We start from the raw sequence: 16912 nt of genomic DNA, 5'->3' as shown, positions 1-16912 counted from the left end.
ATTTAAAGGAATAAAGAAAATGTTTAAGTTTAAGGCTTCTTATGTCGCACTGGCGGCAGTATTAACCTCGTCGGTAGTTTATGCCGACCCCACAAGCTATACGCACTCTTCCGGCGCCACGGTTATCGATATTGAAAAGCCGAATGCCGCCGGTGTCTCCCATAACCTGTACCGCGACTTCAACGTCGGCACCAATGGCACCATCCTTAATAACAGCGGCGATGATGTCAGCCACAGCACATTTGGCAATATCGCCCGCAACAATAATCTGACCGCCGGCAGCGCTTCGGTGATTTTGAACGAGGTGACCTCCAAAAACGCCAGTAGCCTGAAGGGCTTTATCGAAGTCAACGGTCAGAAAGCGGATGTGGTAATCGCCAACCCGAACGGCATCACCTGTTCCGGCTGTAGCTTTGTTAATACCAACAAGGCTATCCTGACCACCGGCAAGGTTAATATGACCGACGATGGCGCCATCGGCAGCTATACCGTAACGGGCGGCACCCTCACCATCGGCGAAAATGGCATGAACGCCGCCAACGGCTACGCGGTTCTGCTCGCCGACGCGATTAAGATTAACGGTAAAGTGCAGGCCAACAACGCCCTGGTCAGCGCGGGCAACTTCACCATGGATAACAGCTCTGGCTCGGTGACCTCCGCCGGTAAAAAGGCCACCCTGATCCAGATGACGGTTAACCCGCAGTACAGCATCGACGTCAGCAGCCTTGGCGGCATTGAGGCCAACAGCATCAGCATGGTCGGCAATAATATCGGCTTTGGCGTACGTAATAAGGGTTCTATTATCTCCAACGGCACGCTGATGCTCACCAGCAACGGTAATTTGCTGAACAAAGGGTCAATAACGGGCAAAGGTTTGCTGAGCCAGGTTTCCACCGTCACGGGCATCACCAATGACGGTAGCATCGCCGGCGCCTATTATTTAATGCTCTCCAGTGGCGATTATATCGTTAACACCGGTTCTCTCTCCGGCGGCCAGCTGATTGCCACCGCTAACGGCAACATCACCAACGGCGACTCAGGCACGATGACCGGCACCAGTGGATTAAGCCTGACCAGCGGCGGGAAAATCCGCAACGAAGAAAAAGCCTCCCTGCTGTCAAATAACCAGATTGCCGCCACGGCAATCGGTGATTTCCTCAATGAAGGCAAAATCAGCGCCAAACACACCAGCCTGACGTTTGTCGGCGACAGCTTTAAAAACACCGGCAATATTAACTCTACTGGCCAAACCACCATTCAGTCGCTTACACAGGACGGCAGCGCCAATACGGGCGAGATCTATAACCTCGGCAATATCACCGGCGAAAATATCAATCTGCAGACCAATGGCACGCTGGCGCAAAGCAGCAGTGGTCGTATTGAGGCAACCAACGCCATTACCGCCCACAGCTACTGGCTGAACCAAAATGGTTATATGAATGCCGCCGATATCACCACCGATCACGGCGTAGTGAATAATTATGGCAATATTACTGCCAAAAATATTTCAATCACGACCTACTCAGATATCACCAACGAAGGGCAGATCAGCAGCACCGGCGACCTGACCTTAAATACCAAAAATAAAGGCGCGATCTACAATTATTCAACCCTCAGCGCGGGCGGCAACATGACGTTAACCGCCACCAAAGTGGTCAATGGTGGTAAAAGTTGCGGCATACTGGGCCTGGCGAAATGCGGAGTCGGGACGTTAACTGCTGACAAGCTGGTACTGAACTCATCGCAGAAATATGTTAGCGACATGGGTGGAAAACAGTATTTCAAGAGCACCGAAGTCAACACGGTGAAATAAGACAAACCACGATGCGCGAAGCCTCGCGCATCGTTTTTCGCACGCTTAGGGCTCGAAGGGCCGACGCTGGAACTGATCGTGGCCACATTTTGGACAGCGCGGCAGCACGTCCGGGGTGTATACCGCCAGGTGATAGTGGCACTTCTCGCAGACCAGGTTGCCCAGACCGACCACTTCGCCGCTGTGGTACACGCCGTGGTGATTCAGATCCTGAAAGACTTCCCGCCACTCGAGCTGGGTTTTGTCGGTGATATCAGCCAGCTCCTGCCACAGGCTCTCTTTGATCACCCGCATAAACACGCTGTCGCTCTCGTCTTCGTGACTCTCTTCGTAGCTGCGGGCAAACTCCTCTAGGTCGCGCTTGACCGCCGCAATCACCGACTCGATCTCGCTCTGCGTCAGATCGCCGGCGCGGACGATTTTTTCCCGCGCCTGCGTCACCAGCGCGTCGATATCGCGCTCTCCATGGCGGAGCCGTTCGCTGAGCGAGGAGACCAGTTCACGGTAATATTGAGCAACCTTGTTCATCATTTCGCCTCCGGTGGGGTTAACGTCTTCTGATAATAGACCTTATTCCTCTCCCGCTGTGTCTGACAAGCCACAGAGTCGCGAAATAATCTGCGCAGCTTTTGCCGATGTTGATGTGCGAAAAGCTGTTTTGACGTGGGCGTTTGGGCTATGCTATGCCGATCTGAAATAACACATCCATTGGCTACACTTTGTAGCTGTATTGAAAACAGGACCACTGGCTGCCATGCAAGAGCAATACCGCCCGGAAGAGATAGAATCGAAAGTCCAGCTTCACTGGGACGAAAATCGTACATTTGAAGTAACTGAAGACGAGAGCAAAGAGAAGTATTACTGCCTGTCGATGCTTCCTTATCCTTCTGGTCGACTACACATGGGTCACGTGCGTAACTACACCATCGGCGACGTGATTGCCCGCTACCAGCGCATGCTGGGCAAAAACGTCCTGCAGCCGATCGGCTGGGATGCGTTCGGTCTGCCGGCAGAAGGGGCGGCGGTGAAAAACAACACCGCGCCAGCGCCGTGGACCTACGACAACATCGCCTACATGAAAAACCAGCTAAAAATGCTGGGCTTCGGCTATGACTGGAGCCGCGAGCTGGCGACCTGCACCCCGGAATACTACCGCTGGGAGCAGAAGTTCTTCACCGAGCTGTACAAAAAAGGCCTGGTGTACAAAAAAACCTCCGCAGTGAACTGGTGCCCGAATGACCAGACCGTGCTTGCCAACGAACAGGTTATCGACGGCTGCTGCTGGCGCTGCGATACCAAGGTCGAGCGTAAAGAGATCCCGCAGTGGTTTATTAAAATCACCGCCTACGCCGATGAACTGCTGAACGATCTGGATAAGCTGGACCACTGGCCGGACACCGTGAAGACCATGCAGCGCAACTGGATCGGCCGTTCGGTAGGGGTAGAAATCTCCTTTGACGTCAACGACTACGCTGACAAACTGACTGTCTACACCACCCGTCCGGACACCTTTATGGGTTGTACCTACCTGGCCGTCGCGGCGGGTCACCCGCTGGCGCAGCAGGCTGCGGCGAACAATCCGGCGCTGGCCGCCTTTATCGACGAGTGCCGCAATACCAAAGTGGCCGAAGCCGACATGGCGACGATGGAGAAAAAAGGCGTCGATACCGGCTTTAAAGCCATTCATCCGCTGACCGGTGAACAAATTCCGGTCTGGGCGGCAAACTTTGTGCTGATGGAATACGGCACCGGCGCGGTAATGGCCGTTCCGGGTCACGACCAGCGCGACTACGAGTTCGCCAGCAAGTACGGTCTGAACATTAAGCCGGTTATCCTCGCTGCCGACGGCTCCGAGCCGGATCTCTCCGAGCAGGCGCTGACCGAGAAAGGCGTCCTGTTTAACTCCGGCGAGTTCAGCGGTCTTGATTATGAAGCGGGCTTCAACGCCATTGCCGACAAACTGGCTGCCATGGGCGTGGGCGAGCGTAAAGTTAACTACCGTCTGCGCGACTGGGGCGTATCCCGTCAGCGCTACTGGGGCGCGCCGATCCCGATGGTGACCCTGGAAGATGGCACCGTGCTGCCGACCCCGGAAGATCAGCTGCCGGTGATCCTGCCGGAAGACGTGGTCATGGACGGCATCACCAGCCCGATCAAAGCCGATCCTGAATGGGCCAAGACCACCGTCAACGGCCAGCCGGCGCTGCGCGAAACCGACACCTTTGACACCTTTATGGAATCCTCCTGGTACTATGCGCGCTACACCTGCCCGCAGTATCAGGAAGGAATGCTGGATTCGAAAGCGGCCAACTACTGGCTGCCGGTAGATATCTACATCGGCGGTATCGAACACGCCATCATGCACCTGCTCTACTTCCGCTTCTTCCATAAGCTGATGCGCGACGCGGGCATGGTGAACTCCGATGAGCCGGCGAAACAGCTGCTGTGCCAGGGCATGGTGCTGGCTGACGCGTTCTACTATGTGGGCGAAAACGGCGAACGTAACTGGGTTTCCCCGGTTGACGCCATCGTTGAGCGCGACGAAAAAGGCCGCATCGTGAAGGCCAAAGACGCGGCGGGCCACGAGCTGGTGTACACCGGCATGAGCAAGATGTCCAAGTCGAAAAACAACGGCATCGACCCGCAGGTGATGGTTGAGCGCTACGGCGCGGATACCGTGCGTCTGTTCATGATGTTTGCGTCCCCGGCGGATATGACCCTCGAGTGGCAGGAATCTGGCGTTGAAGGGGCGAACCGCTTCCTGAAACGCGTCTGGAAACTGGTCTACGAGCACACCACTAAAGGAGAGGTTGCGGCACTGAACGTGGCGGCTCTGAGCGAAGATCAGAAAGCGCTGCGTCGCGATATCCACAAAACCATCGCCAAAGTGACCGATGACATCGGCCGTCGTCAGACCTTCAACACCGCCATCGCGGCAATCATGGAGCTGATGAACAAGCTGGCGAAAGCGCCGCAGGAAGATGAGCAGGATCGTGCGCTGATGCAGGAAGCTCTGCTGGCGGTGGTGCGTATGCTCAACCCGTTCACGCCGCACGCCAGCTTCACCCTGTGGCGTGAGCTGAACGGCGAAGGCGATATCGACAACGCGCCGTGGCCGGTAGCGGATGAGAGCGCGATGGTGGAAGACAGCACCCTCGTCGTCGTCCAGGTCAATGGCAAAGTTCGTGGTAAAATTACCGTTGCGGTAGATGCAACTGAAGAGCAGGTTCGCGAGCGCGCCGGCCAGGAACATCTGGTGGCGAAATATCTCGACGGTAAAACCGTGCGTAAAGTGATTTACGTTCCCGGTAAACTGCTCAATCTGGTCGTTGGCTAAGCGCGGGAGGAAGCGTGCGATATCTGGTAACAATGTTGTTATCTCTGGCGGTGCTCGTCACCGCCGGCTGTGGCTGGCATTTGCGTAGCACTACCAAGGTGCCCGCCACCATGAAAACCATGATTTTCCAGTCGAGCGATCCGAACGGCCCGTTAAGCCGCGCGGTACGTAATCAGCTGCGTCTTAACGGCGTGGAACTGATCGACGCCAGCACGCTGCGTAAAGATGTCCCTTCTCTGCGCCTCGATGGCTCGTCGATTCAGAAAGATACCGCATCGGTGTTCCAGGATGGTCGTACGGCGGAGTATCAGATGGTCATGACCGTTCATGCCAGCGTCCTGATCCCGGGTCACGATATCTATCCGATTACCACCAAGGTCTATCGGTCGTTCTTTGATAACCCGCAGGCGGCATTAGCGAAAGACGCCGAGCAGGATATGATTATCCAGGAAATGTACGACAAAGCGGCGGAACAGCTGATTCGTAAGCTGCCAAGCGTTCAGGTAGCGGATGTTGAAGCAACCCAGCAGGAAGAGAAACCGGTCGCCAGCAGCGCGGCGCCGGCTTCCTCGGGTAACCGCGTCTCCACCACGCTGGGTCAATGATGATTCGGTTGTACCCGGAACAGCTCCGCGCGCAGCTCACTGAAGGGCTGCGCGCGGCCTATCTGCTGCTTGGCAACGATCCCCTGCTGTTGCAGGAAAGCCAGGACGCCATTCGCGAAGCTGCTGCCGCGCAGGGCTTTACCGAGCACCATACTTTTTCAATCGACAACAGCACCGACTGGCAGGCGATTTTCGCCTTAAGCCAGGCGATGAGCCTGTTTGCCAGCCGGCAAACCCTGCTGTTGATCCTACCGGAAAACGGCCCCAACGCGGCGATCAATGAACAGCTCGCCACGCTGGTTGGCCTGCTGCACGACGACCTGCTGCTGATAGTTCGCGGAAATAAGCTGACCAAAGCCCAGGAGAATGCCGCATGGCTCACCGCCCTGGCTCAGCGCGCCGTCCAGGTCAGTTGCCAGACGCCGGAATACGCGCAGCTGCCGCGCTGGCTGGCCGCCCGGGCCAAACAGCATCAGCTGCAGCTCGACGACGCGGCCAGTCAGCTGCTGTGCTACTGTTACGAAGGCAATCTGCTGGCGCTGGCGCAGGCGCTGGAGCGTCTGGCGCTGCTCTGGCCGGACGGTAAGCTAACCCTCCCCCGCGTTGAGCAAGCGGTAAACGATGCCGCGCACTTTACGCCTTACCATTGGGTCGATGCCCTACTGGCAGGCAAAAGTAAGCGCGTGCTGCACGTCCTGCAGCAGTTACGCCTTGAAGGCTGCGAGCCGGCGATCCTGCTGCGTACTCTGCAGCGGGAGCTGCTGCTGCTGGTTACCCTCAAGCGCCAGGCGACGCACACGCCGCTGCGCTCGCTGTTTGATAAACATCGGGTCTGGCAAAACCGCCGTCAGCTGCTCAGCGACGCCCTCACGCGCCTGAGCGGGGAACAGCTGCGCCAGGCGGTGACCCTTCTGACCCGCGCGGAGCTCACCTTTAAACAGGATTACGGGCACGACGTCTGGCCCGAACTGGAAAGTCTTTCGTTGTTGCTCTGCCACAAAGCCCTGGCGGACGTTTTTATTGATGGTTGATATGACTCAGTTACAGGCAATCTATGGCGGCACCTTCGATCCGGTGCATTACGGTCACCTCAAGCCGGTTGAGATCCTGGCGAATCAGATTGGCCTGAGCAAGGTCATCATCATGCCTAACAACGTCCCGCCGCACCGGCCGCAGCCGGAAGCCACCAGCGCCCAGCGCGTGCACATGCTGAAGCTGGCGATTGCCGATAAACCGCTGTTCACGCTCGATGAACGCGAACTACGGCGCGATACCCCCTCCTGGACGGCGCAAACGCTGCAGGAGTGGCGCCAGGAGCAGGGGCCGCGCAAACCGCTGGCGTTTATCATTGGCCAGGATTCGCTACTGACCTTTCCCACCTGGCACAACTATGAAACCATTCTCGACAATGTCCACCTGATTGTTTGCCGCCGCCCGGGTTACCCGCTGACCATGGCGCAGGAAGCGGATCAGCGCTGGCTGGATCGCCATTTAACCCACGACGTGGAGTCTCTGCATAACCGCCCTTCCGGCGTGATCTACCTGGCTGAGACGCCGTGGTTCGATATTTCCGCGACGATCATCCGCCAGCGCCTTGAGCGCGGCGAGTCCTGCGCCGAGATGCTGCCCGCCGCCGTGCTGGATTACATCCGCGAGCAGGGACTCTATTGCTGACCCCAGGCTGGGCCTGGCGCGAAAAAAGCGCTATCGTAACGCCATCTCTTCATCGCCTGTCAGAGCCTGTTCATGAAATTGTGGTTAGTTCGCCATGGCGAAACCGAAGCCAACGTTGCCGGGTTATACAGCGGCCATGCCCCAACGCCCCTGACGCCGCGCGGCGTCGCTCAGGCGCGCGCGCTCGGCGAACGGCTGCGCCTGGCGCCTTTCGATAAAGTATTCTGTAGCGAGCTGGCGCGGACCGGGACAACGGCCGATCTGCTGCTTGGCGACCGCGCTATTCCGCGTGAGCGCCATCCCGCGCTCAATGAGATGTTTTTCGGCGACTGGGAGATGCGTCATCATCGCGACCTCCAGCGAGAAGATGCGGAAAACTATGCCGCCTGGTGTGCCGACTGGCAGCATGCGGCCCCCACCAACGGCGAAAGCTTTCAGAATTTTGCCCGCCGCGTCAGCGAGTTTATCCCAACGCTGACCGACTGCCGCCATCTTGACCATCTGCTGATCGTCGGCCATCAGGGCGTCCTGAGCCTGCTGACCGCCCTGCTGTTGCAGATGCCTGCGGCGGCGATGTGGCACTTTCCCATTGCCCATGGCGCCTGGAGCCTCCTCGAAATCCGCGACGATTTCACCACCCTGCGGGTATTAAATAGCCAGGCCGTCTGGCGGCCGCAAGAAGAATTCCCGCCAGACCATTGACAGGCCAGAGCAGGCTGTTATTCTCCGCTGCCAGGCAGCATCCGCCAAAGCCGGTTTGCAGAAATTGTTTTACAAAAATGGCGATGCAATCCGCGGCGAGGGATGGGATGATAGCCCGCCACGAACGCCTGCCGACAGACATTTCACCCGACTTTTTCATCAGTTCAGGTATACTGTCAGGCTCTTTATGATTATCAATCTTCACGCACCCAGGGGGAACACTTGCAGGGTAAAGCACTCCAGGATTTTGTTATCGACAAAATTGATGACCTGAAAGGTCAGGACATCGTTGCCATTGATGTACATGGCAAATCCAGCATCACCGATTGCATGATTATCTGCACCGGCACCTCCACGCGTCATGTGATGTCTATCGCCGACCACGTGGTTCAGGAGTCCCGCGCCGCCGGCATGCTGCCGCTGGGCGTTGAAGGGGAAGCCGCCGCCGACTGGATCGTCGTCGACCTCGGCGACGTGATGGTCCACGTCATGCAGGAAGAGAGCCGTCGTCTGTACGAGCTGGAAAAACTCTGGAGTTAATGCGTGAAGTTGCAGCTGGTGGCCGTTGGCACCAAAATGCCGGACTGGGTACAGACCGGCTTTAGCGAGTATCTGCGCCGTTTTCCCAAAGATATGCCGTTCGAGCTGGTGGAGATCCCTGCCGGTAAGCGCGGTAAGAACGCTGATATCAAACGCATCCTCGAAAAAGAGGGCGAGATGATGTTAGCCGCTGCCGGTAAGAACCGCATCGTGACCCTGGATATTCCGGGTAAACCATGGGATACACCGCAGCTGGCGCGCGAACTGGAACGCTGGAAACAGGACGGGCGCGACGTCAGTTTACTGGTAGGCGGTCCGGAAGGTCTCTCTCCCGCCTGTAAAGCAGCGGCGGAACAGAGTTGGTCGCTCTCCACCCTCACCTTACCTCACCCGCTGGTGCGCGTACTGGTGGCCGAGAGTCTGTACCGGGCGTGGAGCATCACCACCAACCACCCGTACCACCGTGAGTAATGATGATCAGGGTAGACTAAGCAGCGAATGAAATTACAGAATTCTTTCCGCGACTATACGGCTGAATCCTCGCTGTTCGTGCGCCGGGCGCTGGTCGCTTTTTTGGGGATTTTGCTGCTTACCGGCGTTCTGATCGCCAACCTGTACAATGTGCAAATCGTTCGCTTCGACGACTATCAGACGCGCTCGAACGAAAACCGCATCAAGCTGGTGCCGATCCCGCCGAGCCGCGGCATTATTTACGATCGCAACGGCACCCCGCTGGCGCTTAACCGCACCATTTACCAGCTGGAGATGATGCCGGAGAAAGTCGATAACGTACAGCAGACGCTGGATGCGCTACGCGACGTCGTCGATTTAACCGACGATGACATCGCCGGTTTCAAAAAGGAGCGCGCCCGCTCCCATCGTTTTACCTCGATTCCGGTAAAGGTCAACCTCAGCGAAGTGCAGGTGGCCCGCTTTGCCGTCAACCAGTACCGCTTTCCCGGCGTGGAAGTCAAAGGCTACAAGCGTCGTTATTACCCCTATAATTCGGCGCTGACTCACGTCATTGGCTATGTCTCAAAAATTAACGATAAAGACGTCGACCGCCTGGATAAAGAGGGCAAGCTGGCCAACTACGCCTCGACGCACGACATTGGGAAGCTGGGTATAGAGCGTTATTACGAGGACGTTCTGCACGGTCAGACCGGCTACGAAGAGGTTGAAGTGAACAACCGCGGCCGCGTCATTCGTCAGCTGAAAGAGGTGCCTCCGCAGGCCGGACGCGACATCTACCTCACCCTCGACCTCAAGCTGCAGCAGTATATTGAAACGCTGCTGGCCGGCAGCCGCGCCGCCGTGGTGGTGACCGACCCGCGTACCGGCGCTATTCTGGCGCTGGTTTCAACCCCGAGCTATGACCCGAACCTGTTCGTCGACGGCATCTCCAGCAAAGATTACTCCGCGCTGCTCAACGACCCGAACACACCGCTGGTCAACCGAGCAACGCAGGGGGTCTATCCGCCGGCGTCGACGGTCAAACCGTACGTCGCCGTCTCGGCGCTGAGCGCCGGGGTGATCACCCGCAACACCAGCCTCTTCGACCCCGGCTGGTGGCAGTTGCCTGGCTCAGAGAAACGCTATCGTGACTGGAAAAAGTGGGGCCACGGCCATCTGAACGTCACCAAAGCGCTCGAGGAGTCTGCAGATACCTATTTCTACCAGGTCGCCTATGACATGGGCATCGACCGTCTCTCAGAGTGGATGAGCAAGTTTGGCTACGGCCACTACACCGGTATCGACCTCTCCGAGGAGCGCTCTGGCAACATGCCGACCCGCGAATGGAAGCTCAAGCGCTTTAAGAAACCCTGGTACCAGGGGGACACCATTCCGGTGGGCATCGGCCAGGGTTACTGGACCGCCACGCCGATCCAGATGAACAAAGCGCTGATGATCCTGATTAACGACGGCGTGGTGAAGGTGCCTCATCTGCTGCAGAGCACCGTGGAAGACGGCAAGCCCGTACCCTGGGTCCAGCCCCATGAGCCGCCGGTAGGCGATATCCATTCCGGCTATTGGGAAATCGCCAAAGACGGCATGTACGGCGTGGCCAACCGCGGCAACGGCACCGCGCACAAATACTTCGCCAGCGCGCCGTATAAAATCGCGGCCAAGTCAGGTACCGCTCAGGTGTTCGGCCTGAAGGCCAACGAAACCTATAACGCGCACCGGATCTCCGAGCGCTTGCGCGACCATAAACTGATGACGGCGTTTGCGCCTTATAACAACCCGCAGGTTGCCGTGGCGATGATTCTGGAAAACGGCGGCGCCGGCCCGGCGGTCGGTACGATTATGCGCCAGATCCTCGATCACATCATGCTGGGCGATAACAACACTACGCTGCCAAGCGAAAACCCGGCGGTAACCGCAGGGGAGGATCAATAATGACGGATAATCCGAACAAAAAATCGCTATGGGATAAAATCCATCTTGACCCCACCATGCTGCTTATCCTGCTGGCGCTGCTGACCTACAGCGCGCTGGTTATCTGGAGCGCCAGCGGTCAGGATGTCGGCATGATGGAGCGTAAAATCGGCCAGATCGCCATGGGCGTGGTGATCATGATCGTCATGGCGCAGATCCCGCCGCGGGTCTATGAAGGCTGGGCGCCCTACCTCTATATTTTCTGTATCATCCTGCTGGTAGCCGTTGACGCCTTCGGTGCCATCTCCAAAGGGGCGCAGCGCTGGCTGGATCTCGGTATTGTGCGCTTTCAGCCGTCGGAGATCGCCAAAATAGCCGTGCCGCTGATGGTGGCGCGGTTTATTAACCGCGATGTCTGTCCACCGTCGCTGAAGAACACCGGCATTGCCCTGGTGCTAATCTTCCTGCCGACGCTGCTGGTGGCGGCGCAGCCTGACCTCGGGACCTCGATCCTGATCGCCCTATCCGGGCTGTTTGTGCTGTTCCTATCCGGCCTCAGCTGGCGCCTGATTGGTATCGCCGTGGTGCTGGTCGCCGCCTTTATTCCGATCCTGTGGTTCTTCCTGATGCACGACTATCAGCGTCAGCGCGTGATGATGCTCCTCGATCCGGAAACTGACCCGCTGGGCGCCGGCTATCACATTATTCAGTCTAAAATTGCCATTGGCTCCGGCGGTCTGCGCGGCAAAGGCTGGCTGCACGGCACCCAGTCGCAACTGGAGTTTCTGCCGGAACGCCACACCGACTTTATCTTCGCCGTCCTCGCCGAAGAGCTGGGCCTGATTGGCGTACTGATCCTGCTAGCGCTTTATATTCTGCTGATTATGCGCGGACTGTGGATCGCCGCCCAGGCGCAAACCACCTTTGGCCGGGTCATGGCCGGTGGTTTAATGTTGATTTTATTCGTTTATGTCTTCGTAAATATTGGTATGGTGAGTGGTATTTTACCGGTGGTGGGCGTACCGTTGCCGCTGGTGAGCTACGGGGGCTCCGCCCTGATCGTACTGATGGCCGGGTTTGGTATCGTAATGTCGATCCATACCCACAGAAAAATGTTGTCGAAAAGCGTTTAAAGGGGTTAGCAATGCGTAAGCAATGGCTGGGGATCTGCATAGCAGCGGGGCTGCTGGCGGCATGTTCGAGTGATGACGTGCAACAAAAAACGGTCAGTACTCCACAGCCGGCCGTCTGTAATGGCCCGACGGTTGAGATCAGCGGCGCCGATCCGCAATATGAAACGCCGAACGCCACGGCGAATCAGGATTATGAGCGCGACGGTAAAAGCTACAAAATCGTTCAGGATCCGGCCAACTTTACTCAGGCCGGTTTCGCGGCGATCTATGACGCTGAACCCAACAGCAACCTGACCGCCAGCGGCGAAGCCTTCGATCCGACTCAGTTGACCGCAGCGCACCCGACGCTGCCGATCCCGAGCTACGCGCGGATCACTAACCTTGCCAACGGACGGATGATCGTCGTGCGGATTAACGATCGCGGTCCCTATGGCAACGATCGGGTCATCTCGCTTTCCCGCGCATCCGCTGACCGCCTGAACACCTCTAACAACACCAAAGTGCGCATCGACCCCATCATCGTCGCGCCTGACGGTTCGCTTTCCGGCCCGGGGATGGCCTGTACCACCGTCGCCAAACAGACTTACGCCCTGCCCGCCCGTCCGAATCTGGACGGTGGGGACGCCGCTGGCATGAGCCAACCCGCACCCACTGACGTTCGCCCGATCAGCAACAGCACGCTGACGCCGGCAGACAGCGTGGGCGCGCCGGTGAACAGCGGCGGTTTCCTCGGCGCGCCGACGCCCCTGAACAACGGCGTGCTGGAGAGTAGCGAACCAGCGGCAGCCGCCGCGACGGCTCCTGCCGCCGGCGCCACGCCAACAGCGCCAGTGACCGCGCCTGGCTCCATTCAGGGTAATGTGGCGCCCGCTGCGGCCACCGCCGCAGCCGCTGGCGCCGTGGCGGCCTCGTCCTCGGCGACCTCCAGCGCCAGCGGTAATTTTGTTGTCCAGGTGGGCGCAGTAAGCGACCAGACGCGGGCGCAGCAGTATCAGCAGCGCCTGAGCCAGCAGTTTTCTGTGCCAGGCCGGGTCATGCAAAACGGCGCGGTCTGGCGTATTCAGCTGGGTCCCTTTGCTGATAAAGCACAGGCCAGCGCCGTGCAGCAGCGCCTGCAAAGCGAAGCGCAGCTGCAGTCCTTTATTACTCGCGCCAACTAAACGCCGCGGGCCGCCCGTTCACCTCGCGCATGTAAAAGTCATTAACAAACTCATGCGCAATGTCGGATGCTGGCCCGCAGAGCATTTGCTATAGTAAGGCACTTTTTTAACTCCATCACGGATGCCGTTGTTCTGACCATGAAGACCTCTTTCACCGCTCGTTTACTCATTACGGCGCTCTCCGTTGCAGCGCTCTCCTCCGCTGCCCGCGCCGATGACCTGAATATCAAAACGATGATCCCAGGCGCCCCGCAGATTGACGCCGAATCCTGGATCCTTATCGATTACAACTCTGGCAAGGTACTGGCTGAAAACAATGCCGACTCCCGCCGCGACCCGGCCAGTCTGACCAAAATGATGACCAGCTATGTTATCGGTCAGGCGATGAAAGCGGGCAAATTCAAAGAGTCCGATCTGGTCACCGTCGGCAACGATGCCTGGGCCACCGGCAACCCGGTTTTCAAAGGCTCTTCTCTGATGTTCCTCAAGCCGGGCATGCAGGTGCCGGTTTCTCAGCTGATCCGTGGTATTAACCTGCAGTCCGGTAACGATGCCTGCGTGGCGATGGCCGACTACGTCGCCGGCAGCCAGGACGCCTTCGTCAGCCTGATGAACAACTACGTCAACGCTCTGGGCCTGAAAAACACCCATTTCCAGACCGTTCACGGTCTTGATGCTGACGGACAGTACAGCTCCGCGCGCGACATGGCGCTGATTGGCCAGGCGCTGATCCGCGACGTACCGAACGAGTACTCCATCTATCGTGAGAAAGAGTTCACCTTCAACGGCATCCGCCAGCTGAACCGTAACGGCCTGCTGTGGGATAACAGCCTGAACGTCGACGGCATCAAAACCGGCCATACCGACAAAGCGGGTTACAACCTCGTCGCTTCCGCCACCGAAGGCCAGATGCGCCTGATCTCCGCGGTAATGGGCGGCCGGACGTTCAAAGGCCGTGAGTCAGAAAGCAAAAAACTGCTTACCTGGGGCTTCCGCTTCTTCGAAACCGTCAACCCGATTAAAGCTGGCAAAGAGTTTGCCTCCGAACCGGCCTGGTTCGGCGACAGCGATCGCGCTTCGCTGGGGGTGGATAAAGACGTCTACCTGACCATTCCGCGCGGCCGAATGAAAGATCTGAAAGCCAGCTACGTGCTGAATAACACTGAGCTGCACGCCCCGCTGCAGAAAAACCAGGTTGTCGGCACCATTAACTTCCAGTTGGATGGTAAAACCATTGACCAGCGTCCGCTGGTGGTCCTGCAGGAAATTCCGGAAGGTAATTTCTTCGGCAAAATTATTGATTACATTAAATTAATGTTCCACCACTGGTTTGGTTAAAAATCGAACACTTGAAAGTGTGATTTCCATCCCCATATACTATTCATCCAAGTAACCTGATAACTCCCGCCCTTGGTGGGAGTTATTATTTTGTCGTAACACCGGAGCTGACATGAAAACCAAACTTAACGAACTGCTTGAATTCCCTACGCCATTTACTTACAAAGTAATGGGGCAGGCGTTGCCGGAGCTGGTTGATCAGGTGGTGGAAGTGGTACAGCGCCATGCGCCTGGTGATTACTCGCCGTCAGTAAAACCGAGCAGCAAAGGTAACTACCACTCGGTCTCCATCACCATCAACGCCACCCACATTGAACAAGTGGAAACGCTGTACGAAGAGTTAGGCAATATCGATATCGTTCGGATGGTGCTGTAACCTTTTCCCTGACCCGGCCGCCGTGCCGGGTCTTCTCATTCCCTTCTGCACGGCTGTGATATACTCCCCAACCTGAATTCTCTCTTCCCGGCGGAGATGTTGTTTTGCAGCACAATAAAATTCTTATCCGGCAGCTTGGCCTGCAACCTTACGAACCCGTCTCGCAGGCGATGCATGAATTTACCGACGCCCGTGATGAAGATACCCTCGACGAGATCTGGCTGGTGGAACATCACCCCGTATTCACCCAGGGTCAGGCCGGCAAAGCGGAACACGTGCTGGTGCCCGGCGATATTCCGGTGATCCAGAGCGATCGCGGCGGCCAGGTCACCTATCACGGTCCGGGACAGCAGGTGATGTACGTCCTGTTGGACCTCAAGCGCCGTAAGCTGGGCGTGCGGGAGCTGGTGACGCTACTGGAGCAAACGGTCGTCAATACCCTGGCTGAATATAGTATCGAGTCGCACCCCCGCGCCGATGCCCCTGGCGTCTATGTCGGCGAACGCAAAATCTGCTCTCTGGGATTGCGGATCCGTAAAGGTTGTTCTTTCCACGGTCTGGCGCTTAATATCGCCATGGATCTCACACCGTTTCTGCGTATCAACCCCTGCGGCTATGCCGGTATGGAGATGACGCAAATGCGCCAGTGGCAGCCGGCAGCCTCCCCGGAGACGGTCGCTCCGCGGCTGGTCGCCAATCTGCTGGCGCTGCTAAATCATCCACCGCACGAATATCTTCCCCGGGATTAAGCGGCAGGCCAACGTCCCGCTGTCAGCGGGGCGCTAAACGAGTAACACGTTATTTTTGCAATCAATTGTCACGCACGGCAACGCGGTGGGCCGCTATACTTGGCCTATCATTCCCAACCGGACTCATCGCGTGCCAGAGAATACGCCTCCGTCAGAATCTCCTGACAGACAGGATGAACGTTACGATCGTCAAATGTTTCGCATCCTGCGTAATATTGACCTCAATCTGTTGACCATCTTTGAAGCGGTATACGTGCATAAAGGTATCGTCAACGCCGCGAAAATACTCAATATCACACCGTCGGCGATTAGCCAGTCAATTAACAAACTGCGGGCGCTGTTCCCCGATCCGCTATTTATCCGCAAAGGACAGGGCGTTACCCCCACCGCCTATGCCACCCATCTTCATCAATACATCAGCCGCGGCATGGAAGCTTTCCTCAGCGCGCTGGATATCACCGGTAGCCCGCACCAGCAGCGGGTGATCACTATCGCCACTACGCCAGCGATGGGAGCGCTGCTGATGCCTGGCCTGGCCAGCGCGCTGAAGCCGACCTTTCCGCAGATCCTGTTGCACAATATCGCCATCGTCGACGCCGCGCGGCAGCTTGACCAGCGCCAGGTGGATCTGCTCATTGATACCCACCTGCACAGCGGCCAGGCGATAAGCCATCATGTGCTGTATCAGGATCGGGTACAGATGTACTGCCGCGCAGGGCATCCCGCGCTGGACGGTCCGCAGGATGAAACGACCCTCGCGGAGTACGAATTTGCGCTGCTGCTGCCGGAAGGCCAGCGCTACCCCACCCTCCATCGCCGACTACAGGAAGAGATGGGCGAGCGCCGCTGCGGCTTTAGCACCTTTAACCTGATGACCCAGGCGGCGATGATCGCCGGGAGCGATATGCTGGGTCTGACCACCGAACGCCTGTTCGCCATGGTGTCCCGTCTCTGGCCGCTGCAGACCCTGGATTTCCCTTCCCTCGGTGAAGAGCAGATTGACGTTGCGCTGCACTTTAATAAGCTGAGCGGGAAAGAGCCATTGCTGAAAGAGATCATCGAGACGGTGATCCGCTCGTTTAAGGCGTAGCGCACGGAAGGGAAAA

At 57.6% G+C, this 16912-nt stretch carries 16 protein-coding genes; 15 read left to right on the top strand and 1 reads right to left on the bottom strand.

Annotated elements, in window-relative coordinates; translation table 11 throughout:
* Positions 1 to 19: 19 nt before the first annotated feature.
* Complete coding sequence (locus tag KPHS_15150; protein YP_005225815.1) at positions 20 to 1813, top strand: putative filamentous hemagglutinin; 1794 nt, start codon at positions 20 to 22, stop codon at positions 1811 to 1813.
* Positions 1814 to 1858: 45 nt separating this feature from the next.
* Here KPHS_15150 and KPHS_15140 read toward each other — a convergent pair whose 3' ends face one another.
* Entirely contained in the window at positions 1859 to 2344 is a 486-nt protein-coding gene (locus KPHS_15140) for a zinc ribbon-containing protein (RefSeq protein YP_005225814.1), read from the bottom strand.
* A gap of 223 nt (positions 2345 to 2567) precedes the next feature.
* On the opposite strand from KPHS_15140, the gene KPHS_15130 reads away from it, so the two are divergent.
* From KPHS_15130 to KPHS_15000, 14 genes are all read left to right on the top strand, one after another.
* Positions 2568 to 5150, top strand: a complete 2583-nt coding sequence (locus KPHS_15130; protein YP_005225813.1) for a leucyl-tRNA synthetase — start codon at positions 2568 to 2570, stop codon at positions 5148 to 5150.
* 32 nt (positions 5151 to 5182) lie between these two features.
* Entirely contained in the window at positions 5183 to 5755 is a 573-nt protein-coding gene (locus tag KPHS_15120) for an a minor lipoprotein (protein ID YP_005225812.1), read from the top strand.
* Between the two features lie 8 nt (positions 5756 to 5763).
* Positions 5764 to 6786: a DNA polymerase III subunit delta gene (locus KPHS_15110; RefSeq protein YP_005225811.1), complete on the top strand. Its 1023-nt coding sequence runs from the start codon at positions 5764 to 5766 to the stop codon at positions 6784 to 6786.
* On the top strand, positions 6779 to 7429 hold the full coding sequence (locus tag KPHS_15100; RefSeq protein YP_005225810.1) for a nicotinic acid mononucleotide adenyltransferase: 651 nt from the start codon (positions 6779 to 6781) through the stop codon (positions 7427 to 7429). The genes KPHS_15110 and KPHS_15100 overlap by 8 nt, the downstream gene beginning before the upstream one ends.
* 72 nt (positions 7430 to 7501) lie before the next feature.
* Positions 7502 to 8131: a cobC, a phosphohistidine protein gene (locus KPHS_15090; protein YP_005225809.1), complete on the top strand. Its 630-nt coding sequence runs from the start codon at positions 7502 to 7504 to the stop codon at positions 8129 to 8131.
* 222 nt (positions 8132 to 8353) lie between these two features.
* Complete coding sequence (locus KPHS_15080) at positions 8354 to 8671, top strand: ribosome silencing factor (protein ID YP_005225808.1); 318 nt, start codon at positions 8354 to 8356, stop codon at positions 8669 to 8671.
* Positions 8672 to 8674: 3 nt separating this feature from the next.
* The gene (locus KPHS_15070) at positions 8675 to 9142 is read left to right on the top strand and encodes an SPOUT methyltransferase superfamily protein (RefSeq protein ID YP_005225807.1); all 468 of its coding nucleotides are present in this window, start codon (positions 8675 to 8677) and stop codon (positions 9140 to 9142) included.
* A gap of 27 nt (positions 9143 to 9169) precedes the next feature.
* Positions 9170 to 11071, top strand: coding sequence for a penicillin-binding protein 2 (locus KPHS_15060; RefSeq protein YP_005225806.1), 1902 nt, complete (start codon positions 9170 to 9172; stop codon positions 11069 to 11071).
* Complete coding sequence (locus KPHS_15050; protein YP_005225805.1) at positions 11071 to 12183, top strand: cell wall shape-determining protein; 1113 nt, start codon at positions 11071 to 11073, stop codon at positions 12181 to 12183. Before KPHS_15060 ends, KPHS_15050 begins: the two co-directional genes overlap by 1 nt.
* A gap of 11 nt (positions 12184 to 12194) precedes the next feature.
* A complete protein-coding gene (locus KPHS_15040; protein YP_005225804.1) occupies positions 12195 to 13343 on the top strand; it encodes a rare lipoprotein A in 1149 nt (382 codons plus the stop codon).
* Between the two features lie 66 nt (positions 13344 to 13409).
* On the top strand, positions 13410 to 14681 hold the full coding sequence (locus tag KPHS_15030) for a D-alanyl-D-alanine carboxypeptidase (RefSeq protein YP_005225803.1): 1272 nt from the start codon (positions 13410 to 13412) through the stop codon (positions 14679 to 14681).
* A gap of 112 nt (positions 14682 to 14793) precedes the next feature.
* The gene (locus KPHS_15020; RefSeq protein ID YP_005225802.1) at positions 14794 to 15057 is read left to right on the top strand and encodes a YbeD family protein; all 264 of its coding nucleotides are present in this window, start codon (positions 14794 to 14796) and stop codon (positions 15055 to 15057) included.
* A 104-nt stretch (positions 15058 to 15161) separates the two neighbouring features.
* Positions 15162 to 15806 carry a lipoyltransferase gene (locus KPHS_15010; RefSeq protein YP_005225801.1) on the top strand — a complete coding sequence of 215 codons (645 nt, stop codon included), beginning with the start codon at positions 15162 to 15164 and terminating at the stop codon, positions 15804 to 15806.
* Between the two features lie 193 nt (positions 15807 to 15999).
* Positions 16000 to 16896 carry a putative DNA-binding transcriptional regulator gene (locus tag KPHS_15000; RefSeq protein ID YP_005225800.1) on the top strand — a complete coding sequence of 299 codons (897 nt, stop codon included), beginning with the start codon at positions 16000 to 16002 and terminating at the stop codon, positions 16894 to 16896.
* Positions 16897 to 16912 lie beyond the last annotated feature (16 nt).

The organism is Klebsiella pneumoniae subsp. pneumoniae HS11286, assembly GCF_000240185.1.
Taxonomy (GTDB): domain Bacteria; phylum Pseudomonadota; class Gammaproteobacteria; order Enterobacterales; family Enterobacteriaceae; genus Klebsiella; species Klebsiella pneumoniae.
Note: the sequence above shows the minus strand (reverse complement) of the source record. Positions and strands in the feature narration are given on the sequence as shown.